General features: G+C 61.5%; 16 protein-coding genes. 6 read left to right on the forward strand and 10 right to left on the reverse strand.

Annotation, left to right across the window (positions count from 1 at the left end):
* Positions 1-67 precede the first annotated feature (67 nt).
* The 6 genes from J2X42_RS15200 (at position 68) to J2X42_RS15225 (ending at position 8913) form a co-directional block, all read left to right on the forward strand.
* A complete protein-coding gene (locus J2X42_RS15200) occupies positions 68-613 on the forward strand; it encodes a DUF4082 domain-containing protein (protein WP_310166791.1) in 546 nt (181 codons plus the stop codon).
* A 163-nt stretch (positions 614-776) separates the two neighbouring features.
* Complete coding sequence (locus tag J2X42_RS15205) at positions 777-1976, forward strand: hypothetical protein (protein WP_310166524.1); 1200 nt, start codon at positions 777-779, stop codon at positions 1974-1976.
* Between the two features lie 733 nt (positions 1977-2709).
* The gene (locus J2X42_RS15210) at positions 2710-5301 is read left to right on the forward strand and encodes a WecB/TagA/CpsF family glycosyltransferase (protein WP_310166525.1); all 2592 of its coding nucleotides are present in this window, start codon (positions 2710-2712) and stop codon (positions 5299-5301) included.
* Positions 5298-6590: an exopolysaccharide biosynthesis GT4 family glycosyltransferase EpsE gene (gene epsE, locus J2X42_RS15215; protein WP_310166526.1), complete on the forward strand. Its 1293-nt coding sequence runs from the start codon at positions 5298-5300 to the stop codon at positions 6588-6590. The genes J2X42_RS15210 and epsE overlap by 4 nt, the downstream gene beginning before the upstream one ends.
* Positions 6587-8032 carry an O-antigen ligase family protein gene (locus tag J2X42_RS15220; protein WP_310166527.1) on the forward strand — a complete coding sequence of 482 codons (1446 nt, stop codon included), beginning with the start codon at positions 6587-6589 and terminating at the stop codon, positions 8030-8032. The genes epsE and J2X42_RS15220 overlap by 4 nt, the downstream gene beginning before the upstream one ends.
* Positions 8032-8913 carry a chain-length determining protein gene (locus tag J2X42_RS15225; protein WP_310166530.1) on the forward strand — a complete coding sequence of 294 codons (882 nt, stop codon included), beginning with the start codon at positions 8032-8034 and terminating at the stop codon, positions 8911-8913. The genes J2X42_RS15220 and J2X42_RS15225 overlap by 1 nt, the downstream gene beginning before the upstream one ends.
* Before the next feature lie 121 nt (positions 8914-9034).
* Here J2X42_RS15225 and J2X42_RS15230 read toward each other — a convergent pair whose 3' ends face one another.
* From J2X42_RS15230 to J2X42_RS15275, 10 genes are all read right to left on the reverse strand, one after another.
* Positions 9035-9886, reverse strand: a complete 852-nt coding sequence (locus J2X42_RS15230) for a DUF6492 family protein (RefSeq protein ID WP_310166531.1) — start codon at positions 9884-9886, stop codon at positions 9035-9037.
* A gap of 65 nt (positions 9887-9951) precedes the next feature.
* Complete coding sequence (locus tag J2X42_RS15235; protein ID WP_310166532.1) at positions 9952-11109, reverse strand: glycosyltransferase; 1158 nt, start codon at positions 11107-11109, stop codon at positions 9952-9954.
* Positions 11106-13298 (reverse strand): glycosyltransferase, encoded by a 2193-nt coding sequence (locus J2X42_RS15240; protein ID WP_310166534.1) that lies wholly within the window; start codon positions 13296-13298, stop codon positions 11106-11108. The genes J2X42_RS15235 and J2X42_RS15240 overlap by 4 nt, the downstream gene beginning before the upstream one ends.
* Complete coding sequence (locus J2X42_RS15245) at positions 13288-14829, reverse strand: oligosaccharide flippase family protein (protein ID WP_310166535.1); 1542 nt, start codon at positions 14827-14829, stop codon at positions 13288-13290. Before J2X42_RS15245 ends, J2X42_RS15240 begins: the two co-directional genes overlap by 11 nt.
* Entirely contained in the window at positions 14826-15971 is a 1146-nt protein-coding gene (locus J2X42_RS15250; RefSeq protein WP_310166537.1) for a DegT/DnrJ/EryC1/StrS family aminotransferase, read from the reverse strand. The genes J2X42_RS15245 and J2X42_RS15250 overlap by 4 nt, the downstream gene beginning before the upstream one ends.
* The gene (locus J2X42_RS15255; protein ID WP_310166540.1) at positions 15968-16627 is read right to left on the reverse strand and encodes an acetyltransferase; all 660 of its coding nucleotides are present in this window, start codon (positions 16625-16627) and stop codon (positions 15968-15970) included. Before J2X42_RS15255 ends, J2X42_RS15250 begins: the two co-directional genes overlap by 4 nt.
* Positions 16624-17754: a DegT/DnrJ/EryC1/StrS family aminotransferase gene (locus tag J2X42_RS15260; protein WP_396134092.1), complete on the reverse strand. Its 1131-nt coding sequence runs from the start codon at positions 17752-17754 to the stop codon at positions 16624-16626. The genes J2X42_RS15255 and J2X42_RS15260 overlap by 4 nt, the downstream gene beginning before the upstream one ends.
* Positions 17755-17786: 32 nt before the next feature.
* Positions 17787-18782: an NAD-dependent epimerase/dehydratase family protein gene (locus tag J2X42_RS15265; protein ID WP_310166542.1), complete on the reverse strand. Its 996-nt coding sequence runs from the start codon at positions 18780-18782 to the stop codon at positions 17787-17789.
* Positions 18779-19903 carry a Gfo/Idh/MocA family oxidoreductase gene (locus J2X42_RS15270; RefSeq protein WP_310166544.1) on the reverse strand — a complete coding sequence of 375 codons (1125 nt, stop codon included), beginning with the start codon at positions 19901-19903 and terminating at the stop codon, positions 18779-18781. Before J2X42_RS15270 ends, J2X42_RS15265 begins: the two co-directional genes overlap by 4 nt.
* 26 nt (positions 19904-19929) lie before the next feature.
* Complete coding sequence (locus J2X42_RS15275; protein WP_396134093.1) at positions 19930-21291, reverse strand: sugar transferase; 1362 nt, start codon at positions 21289-21291, stop codon at positions 19930-19932.
* Positions 21292-21616 lie beyond the last annotated feature (325 nt).

Raw genomic sequence — 21616 nt, forward strand, 5'->3', positions numbered from 1 at the left:
TGCGCTGCCTTACAGTACGACGTTTACTGCGACGGTGAGTGGTGCGACGAATGGTTCGGGTCAGTCGATGGCTGCGCCTTATTCGTGGACGTTCACAACGACTGCACCGCCGCCTGTTGCCGGCCAATGTCCATGCAGTGTATTCACTGCTACTTCCACTCCGGCAACGGCGAGCACTAATGACGGCAACGGCGTGGAAGTAGGTATGAAGTTCCGTTCGGATGTGGCCGGGTCAGTCACGGCTATCCGTTTCTATAAGGGAAGCAGCAACACGGGGACCCATACCGGTCATTTGTGGAGCAGTACGGGCACGCTTCTGGCCTCCGTGACATTTACCGGTGAGGGGTCCTCTGGCTGGCAACAAGCAAATCTGTCGTCTCCTGTGGCCATCATGGCAAATACGACATATGTGGTGTCGTACTACGCGCCCAACGGGTTCTATTCCTCCAGCAGCGGCTACTTCAATAGTGCAGCTGACAGAGCACCGCTGCACGGACTGGCCAGCGGCACTGAAGGATCCAACGGCGTGTACCGGTACGGATCCCAGTCATTCCCGACGGACAGTTGGAACAACACCAACTACTGGGTCGACGTCGTCTTCACGACGAGTTAGCAGACGTATTGCCCGGGTCGCCGCCCGGCGCCCGTGCCGCGCTCAGTTATCACCCAGGGTTTGCTGGAGTGAACGATCAAGGGACCGCATTATGAAACGCATCAACTTCCCGGAGAGGTCTATTAGGCGTCGGAGTTTCGTCATAGGGATAGGAGCCGCGGCCGTGGCCGCGACAACGGTCGGAGTACTGGCCAACGGAAAAGTCACGAAGCCAGCGTCGTTGGACCTGCCGCGCATCCCGTGGGAAGGGGGCCCCGAGTATTGGCGAAACTTTCCAAAGGCGGCGAACGCCGGTTGGACCGAACCCGCCTTTTTCCCCCTGGCCGTGTTCTTTGGACGAGCTGCCCACGCACAGCAGCTGAAGTCAGTCGGAATCAACACCTTCCAAGGAGTGGAACACAACGCACCACTAAGTGATGTCACCTCAACTGGAATATTCTGCATAGTCCAGAACGAGTTTTCCGCTGCCGAGATCGAAAACAATCCGAACGTGGTTGGCTTGTTTGCCAATGACGAATGCGACATTGGACTGGGATGTATCGGTGCTGATACGAATGAAAACCTGGCAGACATGCAACGGCAGGTCTCGGCGCTCCGCTCCCGAAATGATGGGAGGTTCGTCAATGCCAACTATTCCAAGGGCGTGCTGGAATCGTTTTGGGCCCAAGGGAACATGGACGATTTCATGGACGTCGTGGATGTGGCCAGTATCGACAATTATGCCTACACCTCCCCGGATGTAGGCCTCACAATCACCCAGTCTCCGCATTGGAGGTCCGGTACACCTACGATGCGCTCCGCCACGTATGGCTGGCTAGTGGACCGTATGCGCTCTTACCAAGCACCGCCGGGGACGAAGCCGAACTGGATGTTTGTTGAGACGGCAATGCCGTTCCTCAATGACACCGGCGCCCGCACCATCAGCCCGGAAGAAATCGAAGGTGCGTGCTGGTCGGCTATCATCCACGAGGCCCGCGGCATCATGTTTTTCCAGCACAACAATGACGGAGTCAACGGCGGCTATTCCTTGGTGGAATGCAGTGAAGCCCGGAAAGAGCGGATCCGGGCATCCAATGCCAAGATCACTTCGCTGGCTCCGGTGATCAACACCCAGTCCTATATATGGGACTTCGGCCCGGGGGTTGACACTATGCTCAAGGTCCACGATGCATCGGCCTATGTGTTCGCCGAGATTGCATTAGCCACCGAGCCAGGCGAGAGAACCTTCAGGCTCCCACCTTCATTTTCGGAAACTGCCGTAGAGGTGGTGGGTGAAGGCCGGACGCTGGAGGTTGTGGACGGCACGTTCATGGATTCCTTCGCGTTCGAATACACACACCACATCTACCGGATCGCCCTCTAAGGACTTACGAGGTTTGGCTGTGGCTAAGGACGGGCCGACGATTGACGGTTGACACATTCCGGCCAAAGTTCAAATTGAATCAAGGGCCCTCGAAAGCAGCTTTGACGACGCAAACGAAAAGTAAATGTGGCGTGCCATTGACTAAGCAAACGGCCACGTTTTGGAGATCACTGCCTTCGACCCGTCATCCCCATACCTTTGGATGACCTGAGCTGTAGCGGCAACGTTTCGTAGCGGAGCGCCAGCTTCCTTGTCCCCACCACAAAAGCTGTTGCGGATACCCACAGAGAGGCCCCATTTGCCTAGTGAATGCTGCCCGCCGAGCCTACGGTTTAAGGATACGGATGCCCTGTGGGTATGCGGCCCATGGTTCCGGGCCGTCTTGGGGAGAGACTGAAAGGTTTCGCCACCTGCTGGAAGCCGGTAACGATTAGCTGTAACGCGACAGGACGGTGCCGGGCAGCGGTGCCTGTGGCTGGCCAGGGGAGTGCAGACCCCAATCCCGCCCCTGCGTGGTTTTTGCCGCGACGATGGAGCCAAAATGAAGTCTGCACATAGAGGACTGTCTTCCCGCCGAATCCTCGGTCTCGGTGTTCCCGCTCTGGTCTCCCCACGGGAAAGTCCAGTCGCGGACACATTAGCGATTGACGAAAGCAGTAGAGTCGTACGATCCCAAAGTGACGCACTACGTTTGGCCGTACCTGTCACGCTCGGCGGCACTCCTGTCGATCTGATGAGCTTCGAGAACGCCGTGGCAGCGATCATCTCACGTGCCACCACCGGCAACCAGGGGCCACTCGGCGTACTGTCCGCCAACCTTGACCACATCAATCATTTCGGGGCGGGCAGGAAATGGGCCGGCACGTTCGAGGGCTGGCCCTCGGTTGAATGGCTTACCCTCCTGGATGGCGCCCCGCTCGTGCAGCGCGCCAACAATATGACGGCTGGACGGTGGCCTCGCTTGGCTGGTAGCGATCTTATTGGCCCAATTTTGGACCGCGCGGCGCACCAGGGTCTGACAGTGGGGTTCCTGGGCGGAAGCACCGAGGCCCACACGCTGGTCCAACAGAAGTTCGCGCGGGAACGCCCTGATTTGCGTGTTTCAGGCTGGTGGGCTCCGGAACGCGATGCACTCGAGGACCCGGGGGCCTGCCGTGACTTGTGCGCAGAAATTGCTGAAGCCGGCATCGATATTTTGGTGGTCTGCCTGGGAAAGCCCCGCCAGGAGTTGTGGATCGGACGCTATGGGGCCATGAGTGGTGCCAAAGTGTTGCTTGCCTTCGGCGCAGTAGTAGATTTCCTGGCGGGCAAAGTCCAGCGGGCCCCTGTCGTTGTGAGAGACTTCGGACTGGAATGGGCGTGGCGACTCGCGCAGGAGCCGCGTCGGCTCGCGAGACGATACATGATCGATGGCCCACGCGCCTACCGCACACTGCAACTCCATAGCAGGATACGGGACACTCGCGCTGCCGGCGGTTTAGATCAAGCCAAACAAGACCCGGCCGCCAGCGTGACTCCTGGCCTGTTCGCTCCCGCATCGGCCCATACCGACGTGGCTGTCCTGGTTGTCACCTATAACAACCAATTGGACATGCCGAACTTGCTCCAGAGCCTGCGGCACGAGACGGCAGAGCAGTCGATAAAGGTTGTTGTTGCCGACAACTCGCCGAACATGGAAACACTTGGTGTGCTGGCTCAAGAGACCGACGTGCTGTCCTTTCCAACCGGTGGCAACAGGGGCTACGCCGGCGGAATCAATTCGGCGCTGGAGCGCGCAGGGACTGCCGACTCGTACTTGGTGCTAAATCCGGATCTTCGTCTGGAAGCAGGAGCTGTCAGGGCCCTTAGGCAGCGAATGGCATCTTCGGAAGCGGCCGTGGTTGTCCCTTTGCTGCTCGATGAAGACGGAGAAACTTATCCTTCGCTCCGAAGGGAACCCAGCTTGTTGCGAGCTGCCGGTGATGCGGTTCTGGGAGGGAGGGTCAGGCACCGATCAGGATGCCTTACTGAGATGGATTTCGACAAGAACAGTTACCTCCATCCGCATAGGGTGGATTGGGCAACCGGCGCGGCCCTCCTGATCAGGGCAGACCTGGCAGCTGATATCGGGCCATGGGACGAACAGTTTTTCCTATACTCGGAGGAGGTGGATTTTTTCCGTCGGGCGCGACAGCTGGGCGCCGTGGCCTGGTTTGAACCGGAATCACGAATGGTCCACCGCCGTGGTGGGTCCGGAGAATCGCCGGAACTGACCTCACTGATGGCCGTAAACAGAATCCGCTATGCACGCAAGTACGGAGGCCCAGGATACGCTGCGCTAATTCGTTGCATTGTGGCCGTAGGCGAGCTGGCGAGAGCGGCGCTCCCCGGGCATTGGCAGGCTTTCCGGACTGTCGTGGAATCGCGGAAATGGGAGGAGCTTCCTCGCGCTTCCTGGTACTCGTCCCGCTCGGAGACCCCAGATTTCCCAGAGGGAGCAGTCATTATCCCGGCCCATAACGAGGCGGCTGTGATAGGGCGAACCCTGGCGACGCTGGCACCGTCCTTGAGCGCTGGCACGGTTGAAGTCATCGTGGCCTGCAACGACTGCAGTGACGGCACGGAGGAAGTTGCGGCATCCTTTCCCGGAGTGTGCGTGATCACGGTCCCGGAGGCCTCGAAGGTTGCTGCTCTTAATGCAGGTGACCGGGCCGCAACGCGGTGGCCGAGGATCTACCTTGATGCGGACATCGACCTCCCGGCAGGGGCGCTCAGACGCACGCTTACGGAACTCACTTCCGAGGCCGGGCCGCTCGCTGCCAGGCCGGCCTTTCGCTATGACACAAACGGGGCAGCGTGGTCGGTCCGTGCTTATTTCCGGGCCAGAAGCCGTATCCCCGGAACATCATCCGCCCTTTGGGGGGCAGGAGTTTATGGGATCAGTCAGCGAGGCCATGAGCGGTTCTCCGAGTTCCCGCCGATGACCGGAGACGATCTCTATATCGACGGCTTGTATTCGAAAGATGAAAAACAAGTTCTAGAGTGCGTACCGGTGCTAGTAAGGACCCCACGTTCGCCGACGGCACTTCTCCATACGCTGAAACGCGTGTACCGCGGCAATACGGAACAGCGTAGCGGTAGCGGTGCGGCCACAAAGCAGAGCATGCACGAACTAATTCACTCCGTGCGCGGCCCGATCTCTGCCCTTGACGCAGTGATTTATGCGGCATTTGCGGTGAGCGGACGATTGTACTCGAGGGGCGTCACGAGGACTGGGTGGGAACGTGATGATAGCAGCCGAATCCCCAACCCGGAAGAAGTGTTCGGAGGTGGCCTGAGGCCATGAAGTTCGGTTACCTGGTCCCTGAGTTTCCCGGACAGACGCATACTTTCTTCTGGCGTGAAGTCATGGCGCTGCGCGACCTGGGCTTGCAGCCTGAACTTGTCTCTACGCGGAGGCCCAAGAGCCACATGATGCCGCAGCGTTGGGCAGCGGAGGCAGAGTCCGTTACGCAATACCTGTCGCCGCTGTCGCCTGGCGCCGCGGCATGGGCAGGTTGGGCTTTGATTCAGGCTATCGCGACGGGCAGGGGCGGCCGCATCGTGGGGGAGATCAGAACTGGGGTTCGCCGCCTCGCATCAACGGGGGGGTCGACAAAAACTTTCAAGGGGCTCTTTCGACTGCTTGGGCTATTGGTTGTGGGGGCGGAACTGGCCGGGCTGGCCAGCCGGCGGGGATGGACGCATGTTCATGTACACTCGTGCGCCGATTCTGCCCAGATAGCGTTGTTCGCCCATCACATTGCCGGACTGACCTATAGCTTGACCCTTCACGGTCCGCTCGGAGACTACGGGCCCAATCAGTTAGGCAAGTGGAGACAGGCAGAATTTGCGACTGTCATAACAGAAGTATTACTGCGTGAAATTAATCGCGAGCTGGGGCCCGATGTAGCAGCGCGCACCGGCGTGGCGCCAATGGGAGTCGATTTTCAGCAGTTTTCACGGCAGAAGCCCTTCCTAGCGTGGACGGGAGAGGGCGCCGCACGAATTTTTAGTTGCGGCAGGCTGAACATTGGCAAGGGGCATGACGTACTTGTCAGTGCTGTCGGACAACTCGTGGCCGACGGTATGGATGTTCAGCTGGTCATTGCCGGTGAAGACGAGGAAGGCGGGCGTGGATACAGGCAGGACCTTGAGCGACTCGTCTCAAAGGCAGGCTTGTCCGGGCAGGTGACGCTGTTGGGCGCTGTCCCGGAAGAGGAGGTGCAAGAACAGTTGGCAAACGCGCATGTCTTTGCGCTGGCAAGTCATGCGGAACCCCTCGGCGTCGCCATCATGGAGGCAATGTCCATGGAAGTTCCCGTAGTGGTGACCGCGGGAGGCGGCGTGAAAGAACTCGTGGAAGATGGTGTCACCGGGATCCTTGTCAGTCCAGGGGACGCGGCTGCACTTGCAGATTCGATTCGGGAGGTACTGACTTCACCGCACTTGGCGTTGAGCATAAGCAGGGCATGCCGTGAGCAAGTCAAGAAGTCATTCAGCAGCCAACGGGGAGCCAGGGAATTGGCAGACCGGATCTTTTGCGCAAGCCGGAGGAACTCCGCCAACGGCATCATGGAGACTCGGTCACAATGAAGACACCGGAGCAAGGTTCATTTCAAGTTGCCCGGCGGAGGGGAAAAGCTGCCGGGCGCAGAGTTGCTCCGTGGACAACAATGCTGCCCAGAGCGGCCGATGGTCCGTCCTTACGACTCGTAGACCTCGATCCGAAGACAGCAGGGCCCGGTCGAACTCCGCTGCTCCTGCGCATGATCGCCTTCTGCACTTTTGCGGTCCCGTCGAGCATGGTGATAGCTCCGATAGGTGCTGCTGGCACGGTTCCGCTGATGCTGGCTACGGGGCTGTTTGTCCTGTGGGCGGCCTCATCACTACTTGGGCTGCACGACCCCGTCGGTGCCCGCCATCCGGGGCGGGTCGGCCTTGCGTTGCTGCTCGTGGCTACGTCTGCGTCTTATGTTGGATTGTATTCGGGATGGACAGGTCCAAATACAGAAGCTGCCCGGGCTTCCGCTGACCGCTGGGTGATCCTGCTGTTGGCCAGTACCGCAGTGATATTTGTGGCAACTGAAACACTGCGGACCATCAATGATGTGATGGTCCTGGTGCGCGCATTGCTGGCCGGTGGAATGTTCTGCTGCCTTGTGGCGGCGGTGCAATTCTTCCTGAAAGTTAACCCGACGGAATGGATTGGCAACGTCATGCCTGGCTTCACGTACAACGGCGGCGACACCGCGTTCCAGAATCGCGGCCCGCTGTTGCGAGTCGCTGGAACCACATTCACTCCCATCGAGTTAGCAGTTGTGTGCTCGATGCTGCTGCCGCTTTCGATTTGGCGGGGGCTCTATGACACGGTCGGACGCAAATGGATTCACTGGGCTGGCGCCATGCTATTGGTTTTTACCATAGCCGTAACTGTTTCCCGCTCGGGAGTTCTGGGGTTGACTGTAGGCATGGCAGTTCTGATTCCCTTCATGCCGGCGTTTGCGCGTTCTTGGACATTTGTCATACTCCCAATCGTAGTTTCAGGGTTATTTTTGAGTATTCCAGGGTTAATCGGCACAATTTTTTCTGCGCTTACTCCCGAGCAAGGCGATCCGTCGATTACCACGAGGACTAATAATTACCCCCGCGTGGAGGCGATGTTTCAGGAAAGGCCAATTCTTGGGCTGGGGCCCGGCAACTACACTCCCACCAACGCATTGCACATCCTCGATAACCAATATCTCAATGCAACAGTCACTATGGGAATTGTGGGCTTGCTGGGCACGGTCGCCTACCTGGCCATTCCCGGGATCGCTGCCTACCTGGCCGCCCGGGCGGCGAGGGCGCCGGCACTCAAATGTTTCGCTGCTTCAGTCGCCGCGGGGGCGGTTGTGGGGACAGTTTGTTCACTTACTTTTGACTCGCTGTCGTTCCCAGTCTTCGCACTGGCCTATCCGCTGATGGTTGGACTCAGCGGCTCTGCGTGGATCATGACGAGAAACGAAAAAGCACTAGTAGACAAAGGGGAATCCTGATGGATCCATTGACTGTTCTTCGGACCATGTGGCACCACAAGGCTGCAGTCATTCCGGTCATGGTAATTACGTTACTAGCGGCCGCCTACGTCTTCCAGTTCGGGCCGCGGTACTACCAGTCGACATTAAGCTACGCACTGGTTAACCCCAAACTGCCCACGGAAAAGGATATTGATGCGCACCCGGAGCTAAGTGCCCTGAATAGCGACAACCCATTCCTTAGGTCTTCCGATCCGGCGCTTATCACCGAGGTGCTAATTGCGCGCCTAAATAGCAAGGATATGGGCAAGACATTGGAAGACTCTGGATTGAGCTCTGATTATTCCGTGGCAAGGGGAATCAACGGCAACGGTTTTGTGGTTACCATCGCCGGCACAGGTGACTCAGAGGCGCTGGCATATGAAACGACCAAAGCATTGGGCAAGGTGTTTGAGGAGAACCTTCGAGCAGTCCAAAAGGTCAACGGCGCGGAGGACCGCTTCCTGTTCACGGCTTTCGTTGTGAACCCGTCAGACAAAGCGACTGAACAGTTTTCCAGCCGCCTGCGCTCCGTGATCATGGTTCTGCTGGGAGGAGCCGTTCTCATGTTTGGCGCCGTGTCGCTGGCTCGCTCCGTGGAAACCATGCGGAGCCGACGATCTTCCGGGCTGCACTCTGATGCGGGTCGTCAATCGAAGGACGACCGGTCTGCAGCGGACCAAGTCAATGCCGACCAGCCAAGGGCGGACGTTAGTAATCCTGCGACGATCATGTCGTCGGCCGCCATCCGCCCGGTGAAGGCCTCTTTGGGGCACCAGGTGCCCCAGTCCCCCGGGACCCGGGCTGCTCGGAATGCGCGCGTGGAGGAAGTTGTGCGCAGCGGTGAACGGGTGCGCCGGTAATTTCCATCGTCGGAAGCGGCCGAGGTTCGGGCCACGCGTGTACGCAGGGGTCCTGGGAGGGGGGTTGCTGGTTCGTCCAATCGGACGCCGCGACGGCTGGTTTCAGACCTGGAGGAAAGCCCTAGCCTGGCAGGAAATTGGCCAGTGGCCCCCGCCGGACGGCAAGAGGGGTTCCTGATTTCGCGGAAATCATGATGGCCACATCATCGGGGCGTGCGCCAGCTAGGAGGGCACGCAGCGACACTTCGTCGAGAGCAACTTCGGCAGAATGGTTGAGGCACCGCATCACATTTGTCAGGTGGAGGTCCTCGGATGCGCCTAACACCTCCTTGATAAAGACGCCATAGAGGATCATCTCCGAGAAGTGAAGCTCCCTCCCCACGGCCGTAGCCCACGGTAGTCCCGTCACCAACTCCACCCTCTTCAGCATCCTCCTCACTGATTCGGGCTGCCAGGCGCACGGCCAGCAGATGTAATCCGGAAGAACCCTTGCATGCTGAGGCGGAAGTCCCAGCAAGCGCCTCGCGGCTGCATGCCAGAGGTGGTGGCGGGGCAAGGATTCATCAATGCCACCGGGGATTTCGAAGAATTGAACTTTCCCTGATACGGAAAACGACGATCCATCAATGGCACGTATCAGGAGCACATCGGAATCGATGAGCAGAACAACATCCGTTTCTGCCGAAGCCGCGGCGGCCAGTTTGACGATCTGCTGCGCCATCCAGCCCCTTATGGGCGGAAAGGGGTAGCGAAGGTTTAGCCATCCGTTGACACGGGGTATCTTCACCATCGAGCGAGGAAGATGGCTCCGGACGTCGGATATTAGCGTCCGTTCACCGGCGAGCCTCTCAAACGCGGAAAGATCTGACGTGGGGACGATGATCCGGTGGATGACGTCAGCCTGTGTGTGCCGGAGCACGGAAGCCACGAGATCTTTGCACAGTTCGAGGTCCCTGGCGTAGCTCGGCGTCACCAGGGAAAGGGATTGCGGTTTTTGGCTTTGCGACATTCTGGATCTCCCCTCAAACTGGCCCGCTGTCAGCGGGCGGAACTCAGTATTTGCAGGAATTGCACAGCTCTGGCCCGCCAGGTATGGGCCGCTGCAAACTGGCGCCGAAGGCGGGCCTGGTGTGTGTCTTCACGCTGAGACAGGGCCTTCAGGACATTCCGGGCAAAGTCGTCAGGACCGCTGGCAATATCTACGTGCTGGGTGTTTAGCCATCGTGCCGCCGGCATATCGGTAGAAACCACTGCTACGCCGGCAGCGAGGTATTCCAAGGTCTTGAGTGGGAAGCTTGCACGATTGAATGCCGTGTCGGCGTAGGGGGTGAGGCCCACGCCGAATTGAACCACCTCAAGGGAGACGTCGGCGGCCGGCAGGCGGCCGAGCCATGTCACATTCTCAGCTGCTAAAAAGCGGTCAAGCCTGGTGCGGAAATCCGGATCCCGATCTGCTCTCGGCCCAATGACCTTGATCCTGACGCCGGTAGCTTGAACAGCCTCCAGTGCGTCGAGATCAAGTCGCTCGTTAAGTTGTCCCACCAGACCAGCTACGGGTTCCCGCGTTTGCTCGTGGTCTACCACTGGTTCAGGGCATCCGTTGGGGATGATGCTGAAGACCGACTGGGTCCGCGTGGGTCGAGTCTTTGTGGTAACCGGGATTCGGGGAAGCTTCCGGATCAGCACGTCAGAGATAACGGCCACGTGGTCAGCGATGCCGAGGTTTGATACTAAGGCGCGTCGGACGGCGGCCCGGGAGAAGCCCATAAGCGCGGAACCACCGATCCAATCGTCTGTCACATAGAGGATCTTGCGCCCCCCAACGTGCCGTGGAAACCTAGCCAGCGGGAACGCGACCACCACGGCCGTCGCCTCGGTTCCGCTGGCATTCAGCGCCCGACGTATGGCATGGTCCAGCAGTCGCGCTGTGATCAGCCTGATGACGGGACGCGTGACGCCTGGCAAAACATGCACCCGTACCCGTCGGACATTCTCGGATACCTGTTCCGGAGCGCGATATCTGCGCGCACGGGCGTTGCTTTTTTGAGTGTCGAAGATTCCCCTGGTAACGGGGACTGGGGGATCTATCCACAGCACCTGCTGACTGAGGGGGAGTGCCTCCACCAGCCTTTTGTCGGTGCCGGGGACTGCGTCCCAGCCGGTACCGGCGATCCACACGATCGTAGCTGAATTCATAGGGTGCTCACGGACGGACGGTTGCCCTGTGACGGGGCGGTTGAGCGAAGTATGGCGCGTCCAGACAGGCCGCTGTTGTCATGGGCAAGTAACGTATATTTTTCAGACTCAACCAACAGGGACAACAATCGGTAGCCTCCCAATGTCGCGGTTCCATGGATGACGACGAGGGTCGCGGCAAAATGGGTGTCCTTAAACCACTGCGCCATCTTGGGCACGCTGGCCGAGTGCTTTTCGCCCCCACCAAAGTTGAGCACCATTAGCAGCCGCGATCCCGACGACGGCAGCATCCCGGACGTTGACGCCTGGTCCCAGGAATCGACGCGGTGCAGAGTTGGAAGCGAGGTATTCATGCGGACACCAAGCTCGACGGCCGACAAATGCCGGCGACTGGCCCTTCCGATCAGAATCGCAAGATCCAGCTCGTGTCGGCGAATAATTGAAGCCAATATTCCCGACCAGTCGTCCGACAGAATTCGGCGCTTATATGGGGAGAGAGCAACGCGCATCCGCTGCACGGGGCCGGTCTTTAGTCGAAGACGAACCTCCCTGGTCAGTTTCTTACGCACGTTTTTCACGACACGTGAGGGTGTGCGGTACCGGGAAGGACGTGTGGTCCTAAGACCAAAGAATTGACGGATGGCTGCGGCCGACTGAGGGATGCCGCAGCAGTCAAGCATGGCAGCGAACTCTTCGATCCAGTCGTTAAACTCCAGAGGGGGCGGGGCCATAACTGATGGCCTGGGTGGAGCACCTGGACCGGCACCTTCGCAGCGGCCGGGAAGAATCGCCGAAAGCACATCGCGTACGCGGTCCAGTTCCACGTGCCGGAGGTTCGGGAACCGACAGGCATCCCTGGCTGCTTGCGCGTTCTCCCCGGCGCAAACGAGCGACCGTAGCAGGCATGCCCAGAGCACGGGGTCGGGGTCGCCCGCTCCGCGCTCCTCCAGGACTTCGATCATGGCGTGACGGACGAATGCAAGAGCTGCGTCCGAATTGCCCTGAGCCAACGAGGCAAAAACGACTCCGGTTATCGCCTCGGGGATGAAGTAGTAATTGAGGCACCTAAGAAATTCATGCTCGGCCCGCTCGGCCTGACCGGACCGAAGCTGTTCCCAACCACGCTCAAGGATTCTCCTGTCACTTGCCGCCGTTCGGAAGTCGCCGATCAGGGTTGGTGGACGCCCGCGAAGGCTGGAGCTGGCCACCAGTGGGTCTGCCGGCCTTTCCTGGATGATGTCGTGGCTGGATACCCCCGCGGTATGAAGGGTGAGCCAGTCCAGGACTTGGCTTCGGTGGGCTTCCGTGTGCCGCGAGTGCACAAAGCTGAAACCGGCTTTGGTGATCGAATGAAGAACGTCGGGATTTGTACCCAAGTAATCCAACTTCTCCAGGACATCTGTTGCATCGGCAAAAACGCAGTTCACCATATCTTGGAATCCGAGAGCCTCAAGGCTAGCCGTACGCTCGGTTACCAGACAGGCCATCGAAGCTGGAATTTCCAGTTGCTTGCGGACAACTTCCCCGGCCATGCTGCCGCAGGCTGGCACAAAAGTGCTCGCGTTCAGCATCATCGCGTAGTCCTCGCCTAGGACCATCCGCTCTGTCCCGCCGCCCCAGCCAAAGTGGGGCATGGTCATGGTTGCGTATCTCTCACTGAGGATCCGGCTGATGGCGTTCCGCCAAGGGTAGTGCCGTTCCTGGCTGCCAGTGAACAGCACGGGAATACTCTTCCGCAGCCCGTAGTCATGAAATACCTGCGGGTCGACGGCGTTCGGCCACGCAAACAGTCTGTCAGCGATTTCAGGAGTGTACTCAGCCATCACCACCGAAGTAGTGAAGAATTGGTCCACGCCCCAGCGCGCCATGTCGGACAGGAAAACGGCTCGGGCGATGTCATAGGCGTCGGAATGAAGGAAGCCCAGCTTTGGAATGTCCTGGCGGGACGCGGTGTTGGTGATGCGGCGACCACCGGAATAAACCCCGGATTCGAAGACCGTGAGGGCGGGTTCGAATTCATCGCAGACCTTGCCGTAGTCGCAGTCGTAATCGATCACCTTGACGTGGAAGAAGTGACTGAGTGTCCGGGTCTGTGCATCCAGATGTTGTGCGAGAAAGGGAGCAAGTCCAGGCTTCGTCCAACGGAAGAAGAGCAATTTCGGGGCTTCAGCCACGACGTCATTTCCCATGTCGGTTCCTTATGTCGGCAACCTTGCTGGACCCAGTCTCTTTAAGCCTGTCGTAGCACTCTGCGAGGCGCTTCACCTTCCCCGACGGAAGTTCGGGAAGGAGCTTCCGGACTGTGGGGAGCATCAGAATCGTGTAGATCAACCCACCTGCGAGGCTTCCCGCCAATAAACCGAGAATCCCTTGGCCGGTAAGGGCCGAAACCCAGGCGGCACAGACCCCAGCCGCGACTGCCCAAGCGAATGGCAGCCGAGCGGACGTGAACAGAATGGAAGCCGCTGAAGGGAGGAGACGCCGGACGAAGAAGACGTACGCCGGAAGGACGATGAGGATGATGACGGCAACGTGGGCATACGCTGCGCCGATGAGCCCGGAAATGGAGACGGAAAGAGCCACTGCGGGAACGAGTGAGACTATCCAAAACGCCTGGACAGCGATTACGGCCTGTGACCTGCCAGTTCCCACCAAGAGATTGGACATGAGGAGTGACAGGGAAAAAACGGCTCCGTAGACGGCCAAGACTGACAGCAGCGGCGCCGCACGGACCCACGCGTCACCGTAAAGGACCGAAATAAGGGGGTGGGCAAGGGCCACGGTCATGGCCCCGATGGGGAAGGCGATTGATGCCACCAGGGTGGCCGCCCTTTTCAGCATCAGCTGGAGTCCTGCGGTGTCCGAGCCTCTCGCGGAAAATGCCGGCATGGCCACGCTGTTGATGGTGGTGCTCAGGACCGACGTCGACCAGGAAGCCACCGTGAATGCGAGCATGTAGATGCCAAGCTCCCCGGGGCCAAGGGATCTCGCAATGATCGCGTAATCCGCGTTCAGTAGAACGTACGAGAGCAGATTGGCACCAGCCAGCGGCAGCCCAAAACGAAGGATCGGAATTACCTGAGTGGAGTCGAGTCCTGGCCAATAACGAAGCTTGACGCTCATGGCCATGACGATGCCGCTGATGAGCTGTCCGGCCACCCGTGACCAAGCGAACGCCATTGCTCCATCTCCGGCCATCGCCAATAGGAGGAGCAGCGCGTTCATCGGGAGGAAGGCCACTCCGCCGGCGAGAAGTACTTTGTCTTGGCGAAAATCTCGAACGAGAAGTGCTCCGGGAACGGTGAACACCCCTCCCAGGAAAACGGATATCGAAAGCACTCGGATTGGTTCTGCTGCATTGGAGGATCCCAGCGCTACAGCAAGCGGCTCCGCGGCAAAAGCCATCCCCAGGGCAAGGACAAAGCTGCTAATGAGGGACAGCAGCGCCACGGTAGGGGCAACTTTGTCTGGTTCCAGATCCCGGCGTGCGATGCACGAGGAGAGGCCCAGTTCGCCGATGCTGGAGACGACCGCATGGACCACTAGTGCGATGGCGAAGACACCAAAGTCCTCGGGTGTGATTATCCTGACGACGGTGGCCATAACGGCGATGTTGGCGACTTTCATCAGAAGCGTATTGACGCCGCTCCACATAGCGCCCCTGAGCACATGCCGCTCCAGCGTCTCGATCGCCTGAGTACGATTTGCCCCTTCGGTCATAGTGGTTTTCCGTCCATTGCCCCCCGAAGCGCCTCCGCCACCATCTCCTGCTGCACCGCAGTGATGTGCGGGAACAGCGGAAGCGACAGAATGCGCCCGGCGGCGGCCTCGGCCACGGGGAACGACCCGAGCGTAAAACCCCTGGCCGCGTAGGCACCACTGAGATGCAGAGGAACCGGATAGTGGACGCCGGCCTGGATTCCGGCGGCGTGAAGGGCAGAAAGCAGGGCGTCCCGTTCCGGGACGCGCACCACGTAGAGGTGCCAGACGTCCGTGTTCCCCGGCGCCTCGCGGGGCAATTCCAGCCCGGGGACGTCTGAAAGTAGCTCCGAGTAGCGTTCCGCCGCTGCGCGCCGCAACGCGTTCCACACCGGAAGCTTGGCCAGTTTGGCCTTCAGGACCACTGCCTGGACGGCATCCAGCCGGGAGTTGAATCCGACTGCGTCGTGCACGTATTTCTGCAGGCTTCCATGGGAGCTGAGCATCCGCACACGGGCAGCCACCTCGCCGTCGGACGTTACCACGGCCCCCGCGTCCCCGGCAGCACCGAGGTTCTTGCCCGGGTAAAAGCTGGTCCCGGCAGCCAAACCGAGAGTTCCCGCCGAACGGCCAAACCGGGTGGCACCCTGCGACTGCGCGGCATCTTCGACGATTACCGCCCCGCAGGCGGAAGCAACGGGAATCAGCCGCTCCACAAAGGCGGTCTGGCCAAAAAGATGAACAGGCACGATGGCCCGCGTACGCGGGGTGACGGCGGCCGCTGCGGCTTCCGGGTCAATCAGCAAATACTGGGGATCTACGTCAACCGGCACGGGAACGGCGCCGATCCGGCTCGCAGCCTCTGCGGTGGCAATAAAGGTGTTGACCGGGAGGATGACCTCGTCGCCCGGCCCAACACCCGCGCCCCGCAGCGCCAGTTCCAGGGCATCGGTCCCGTTGGCCACTCCCACACAGTGGCTGGCACCCAGGAACGCGGCATATGCCGCCTCAAACCGGGCAACGACTGGCCCGCCGATAAACGATGCCGAAGTGAAAACGTCAGCAAGCTCAGCCATTACTTCGTCATGCACGTCCGCCTGCTGCGCCGCCAGGTCCACCAGCGGCACCGAAGCATCCGCCCGGATCTCCATCCCCGCGCTCATCGCCCGCCCCCGAAGCAGAAAGTCTCGCGGTCGATTTCGTGGGCCGGCACGCCCACCCAGGTCTCGCCGTCGGGCACGTTGCTGAGCACCGCGGCACCCATCCCCACGGTGGCATAGGCTCCCACCGACGTCCGTTCCCGGACGCTGGAATTCATGCCCAGGTAAGCGGCCCGGCCGACCCGGACTCCGCCGCCCAGCGACACACCGGCGGCGAACGTCGCGAAGTCCGCCACGTCGTCGTCGTGCGTGAACGTCACGGACGGCATGGCAACCACGTGCGAACCCAGGGTGACCGACGCCGTCAGGGTGACGTTGCGCAGCAGGATGCTGCCCCGGCCGATCCGGCACCCCTCCGGACACTGGACCGACGGGTCGATCGCGGTGGCGTACCGCGCCTCATGCAACCCCATTGCCGTGAGCCGCTCCACCACCGCTTCCCGCGACTTTCCGGAACCCAGGCACACCAGGACAAACGCGTGCGTGTACTTGGGTGCATCATCGATCGTCCCCAGGACAGGCGCCCCGTCCACGGTGACGCCCGCCATCTCCTTGTCGTCATCAAGCAGCCCCACCACGTCGTACTGGCCGCTGCTGCGCACCATCGCCAGGACCTCACGGGCCAGCCCGCTCGCGGCAATCAGTATCAGCTCGCTCACCTGCCCACCCCGTTGGCGGCGGCATGGATCGTGTTCATGACACGGTTCATGCTCACGGTGTCCAGCTCGTGGAAGACCGGCAGGATGAGTGTCCGGTCGGTGAGGCGCTCGGTGTGCTGCAGGCCTGCGTTTCCGGTGTCGCGCCAGCGGTACGCCGGCTGCCGGTGCGCCGCCATGATGCCCCGCCGCGCCGAGATTCCGGCGTCAGCCAGCCGGGCCAGCAACTCCTCGCGGCTGACCGGAAACCCTGGCAGGACCTCAACCCAGAACGACTGGAAGTTGCTGGTGCCGTACGGCGGATCCGCCACGAACCGCAGGCCCTTCAGGCCCGCCAGCCCGGCAACATAGGCGGCAGCGATTTCCCGCCGCCGTTCCACGATTTCCGCCAGCCGGCGCAACTGCACAATCCCGACGGCGGCCTGCAGGTCAGTCATCCGGTAGTTGAACCCGATCTCGAGGTAGACCTCGGGCGGGGCCAGCAACGATCCGTGCCGGTCGGTCGCGGAGACACTCATGGAATGCTCCCGGAGCGTCCGCGCCCGCGCCGCCCAGTCCGCCCGGTTCGTGGTGAGCATGCCGCCCTCACCGGTGGTGAGGATCTTTCGCGGGTGGAACGACCAGACGGACACGTCCGCCCCCGTGCCCACCGGGCGGCCCTTGTACTGGGAGCCCACGCCGCAGGCGGCGTCCTCAATCACCGTGATCTCATGCCGGTCGCAGAGTTCTCGGATGGGGTCCAGGTCCACGGGCACCCCGCCCTGGTCCACCACAATCACCGCGCGCGTGTCCAGGGTCAGTGCCGCGTGGATCGTCTCCGCGGTCACGTTGCCTGTGACCGGATCAACGTCGCAGAACACGGGCCGCGCCCCGACGTAAGTCACCGCGTTGGCGGTGGCAATGAAGGACAGCGAAGGCACCACAACGTCATCGCCGGGACCGATGCCCGCCACGATCAGTGCCAGGTGCAGTGCGGTCGTACAGCTGGACGTCGCGACGGCGTGACGCACCTCCTGTGCGGCGCTGAAGTCGGACTCGAACGCCTTGACCTTCGGCCCCTGCGCCACCCAGCCGGAGGCAACAACTTCCGCGAGAGCCTGTGCTTCTTCATCACCGAGCCAAGGCTTCATGACGTTGATCCGGGCAAGGACTGTTTCCGCAGTCACGGGGCACCAACTTTCCTTGTCGCGGCGATCTCGTCGCGCAGCGGCTTCCACCAGCTGACGAGTTCGCGGAGTCCCTCTTCGAGTTCAACTTCAGCTTTGAAGCCCAGGTCCTGCCGCGCGGCCGAGGTGTCAGCCAGCCGGCGGACCACGCTGTTCACCAGCCGGGCCGGCCCATGCTCCACGTGCAGGTCCGAGTCCATGACGCGGAGCAGCGCCTGCGCCATTTCCAGCAGGCTCGTCTCCGTTCCGCTGGCGATGTTGTAGACGCCGTGGCTGACGTCGCTCGCGGCCGCCAGCACATTGGCCCTCGCAACATCCGAGGTGTAGACGAAGTCCATGGTCTGCAGTCCATCGCCGAAGATCAGAAGCGGCTGTCCGTCCATGATCCGTTCCATCCACCGCACCAGGACTTCGGTGTACAGCCCGTGGACGTCCATCCGGGGACCGTAGACGTTGAAGTAACGCAGCATCACGTAGTCCAGGCCGGTCATGGCGTGGAAACTGCGGGCCATGCCTTCGTTGAACGACTTGGCCGCGCCGTAGAACGTGTCGTTGTTGGCGTGATGGTGGCGTTCCGTGGTGGGGAATTCTTCCGCCATGCCGTAGACCGATGCGCTGGAGGCGGCAATCAGTTTGTCCACCCGGTGTTCGGCCGCGGCCTCCAGGATGTTGAACGTCCCGTCCACCATGACCTCGAGCGCGAGCCTCGGTTCCTCGGCGCACTGCGTAATCCGGATCGCTGCCTGATGGAACACCAGGTCTTTGCCCTTGGTCAGGTCGTGCACCAGGTCCCGGTTTCCGATGTTCCCCGTGATCATCTCCACTTGGCCGCTTTCCAGCGCCCCGTCGAGGTTGCCCAGCCGGCCGCGGACCATGTTGTCCAGCACATCGATGCGGTTCACGCCGGCGCTGAGCAGGGCATCGACCAGGGTGGAGCCGATGGTTCCGGCCCCGCCGGTCACGAGGACGTTGGCCCCTTTCAGCTCACTCACAGCGCACGCTCCAGCCGCACTCCGGCACCGGCCAGTTCGGACCCCTCCACCGGTGATGACTGGCCGTCATTGCTCAGGCTGCGGGTGACCGCTTCCAAAACTGACAGGACACGCAGCCCGGATGCGCCGCCTGTGCGCGCCTCGCGTTTGTTGTGGATGCAATAGGCCAGCTCCTCCACCACCTGCGCCAGCGCCTCGCGCTCCGGCAGGGCCGGCGACCACGTATCACCCAGCCGGTAGGAGACCGCGGAGGTCTTCTTCTCACCGGCCGATTTTGGTTGCCGTTCCAGGCTCACGCCGCGGTCGTACACGCTCAGCCGCTGCTGGGGATTCAGGTCGTCCCACACCAGCGTCCGCAGCGAGCCGCCGATCACCATCTGCCGGATCTTGGTCGGACTCAGCCAGTTCACGTGCACGTGCGCTGTGGCGTCGTTGGGCAGCCGGAAATTCAGGTGCCCCACGCAGTCCCTGCCGGTCCCCAGCGGGTCAGCGCCGAAGGCCGAGACTTCGGTCGGGTTCAGGCCGCCGGGAAGGACAAAGTCGAGGATCGCGAGGTCGTGCGGTGCCAGGTCCCAGAACACATCCACGTCGGGCTGTACCAGTCCGAGGTTGATCCTCGTGGAGTCAACAAAGAGGATTTCACCCAGCGACCCCGCCTGCACAAGCTCCTGCATCTTGAGCACCGCCGGTGTGTAGCAGTACGTGTGGTCCGCCATCAGCACCAGGCCGTTCGCCTCGGCCTCGGCCACCATTTCCACGCCGTGCGCGCGGCTGTCCGCCAGCGGCTTCTCCACCAGGACGTGCTTACCGGCGCGCAGCGCCGTCATGACCGTCCCGTGGTGCGTGCGGGCCGGCGTCGCAATCGCCACGGCGTCCACGTCGAACGTATCCAGCAGCTCATCCAGGGACTCGACGACGGGAATGTCGCCCAGCGTCGCGGCGAGCTTGGCCGCGCGCCCAATGTCCAGGTCACAGATAGCCAGGAGGTCCCAGGCCGGGCTGGCCTGCAGGTTGCGGGCAAGGTTTGGCCCCCAGTACCCGGCCCCGACGACGGCGATCTTCAGTTTCGGCGTCGGCTGGCGGTGTGTGGGGACGTGGAACGGATTGGCGAAGGTTCTCATGTCACTTTCTTTCCCGGGTGAGGTGGTTAGTAGGCGCCGGAGGGCTTGATGACTGCCCGGAAGGTCCGCCACAGGATCAGGAGGTCCCCGGCGATGGACCAGTTCTCGACGTAGTACAGGTCCAGCCGCACTGCCTCATCCCAGGAAAGGTCCGAGCGGCCATTGATTTGCCAGAGGCCGGTGATTCCCGGCTTGATGAGCAGGCGGCGGTGGGTGTGGCGTTCGTAGCCGCTGACTTCCCGGTCCAGCGGAGGGCGCGGCCCCACCATGCTCATGTTGCCCAGCAGCACATTCCAGAGCTGCGGCAGTTCATCGAGCGAGTACTTCCGCATCCAGCGACCGCACCGCGTGACGCGTGGATCGTCGCGGAGTTTGAACAGCACACCCGCGCCTTCGTTCTGCTGGTTCAGTGCCGCCAGCCGGGCCTCGGCGTCCACCACCATGGACCGGAACTTCAACATCCCGAACGCGGTGCCGTCCTTGCCCACCCGGTCCTGCCGGAAAAGTACAGGCCCCGGACTGTCCAGCCGCACGATCACGGCAAGCACCAGGAGCAGCGGCGACAGCGCAAGGAGGGCAGCCAGCGCCATCGCCGCATCCATGACCCTCTTCAGCGCATGTTTCGCTCCCGAGTACTGGGGAATGTCGACGTGCATCAGGGGGAGGCCTTCCACGGGGCGCCAGTGGATCCGGGGGCCCGCAACATTGGTGAGCGTGGCCGCGAGGACCATTTCGGCGGCGCATTCCTCCAGCTTCCAGCCGAGCTCACGGATGAACCGGTTGCCGCCGGGCAGGGGCCCCGCCACAATGACGGCGTCCGCGTCTAACAGCCTTGCCGTCCGGGCGATGTCGTCGGTGGAGGAAAGGACCGGTACCAGCTGGCCGTCCACCTGCAGGCCGGCCCCGCGCCGGGCACCGGGAAGGCAGACTCCCAGGATCTTGTAGACGGGACCGGACTTCCTGGCGACCTGTTGGACCACGTACCGGACCTCCTCGGGTTCCCCCACCACGATCGCCCTCGAAAGGTGGCGTCCATGGGCCTTTTCCCGCGTCAGCCGGCGCCGGAAGGCCCAGCGGTTGCCGGACAGGGCCACCAGGCCCAACGGCAGCGACACGGTGACGAATGCGGTCCCGCCATGGACCGAAAACACCACGGCAGTGATGGCCATCAGGCCGAAGATCCGCAGCGTCGCGGAGGCGACCCGCTTGTACTCGTCCGCGCCAACCCCCAGGACCTTGGAGTCGCGGGTCCGGTAGATCTCCAGCGCCATGAGCCAGAGCAGCATTACCGTGGCGGCTGTGAGGACTCCGCCCTTGTCGCTTTCAACGCCGGGAGCGAACCCGACGCTGGAGAGCAGGTATCCAACCAAAACGGCTCCCGCCACCATGAGCGAATCAGTGACGCGGAGAAGATTGATGTGCGTGGAAATCCACGCGGCCGCCGCCTTCCGGCCCGGCGTTGCACCGACGGCAGCCGGCGGCAGCAGAAGCCGGGTTCCTGCGGTTTCTGCTGCCGCCAACGGCGCTGTTACGGTCCGCTGTGCAGCAACGGGCGCAACGGGCCAGTTAAACGTTGCACGCCGGGTTCGGGCTACTGGAACTTCCGCCACGATGACCCCTTCCCGGTGTGTCCGCTTTTTGCTCTGACCGTGAAGCAAAATTAGCCCTGAAGCGGCGGGTTTTAGGGGGAATGGCGGGGGCTTTGTGGTACTG

It is taken from the genome of Arthrobacter sp. BE255 (assembly GCF_031457335.1).
Lineage (GTDB): Bacteria > Actinomycetota > Actinomycetes > Actinomycetales > Micrococcaceae > Arthrobacter.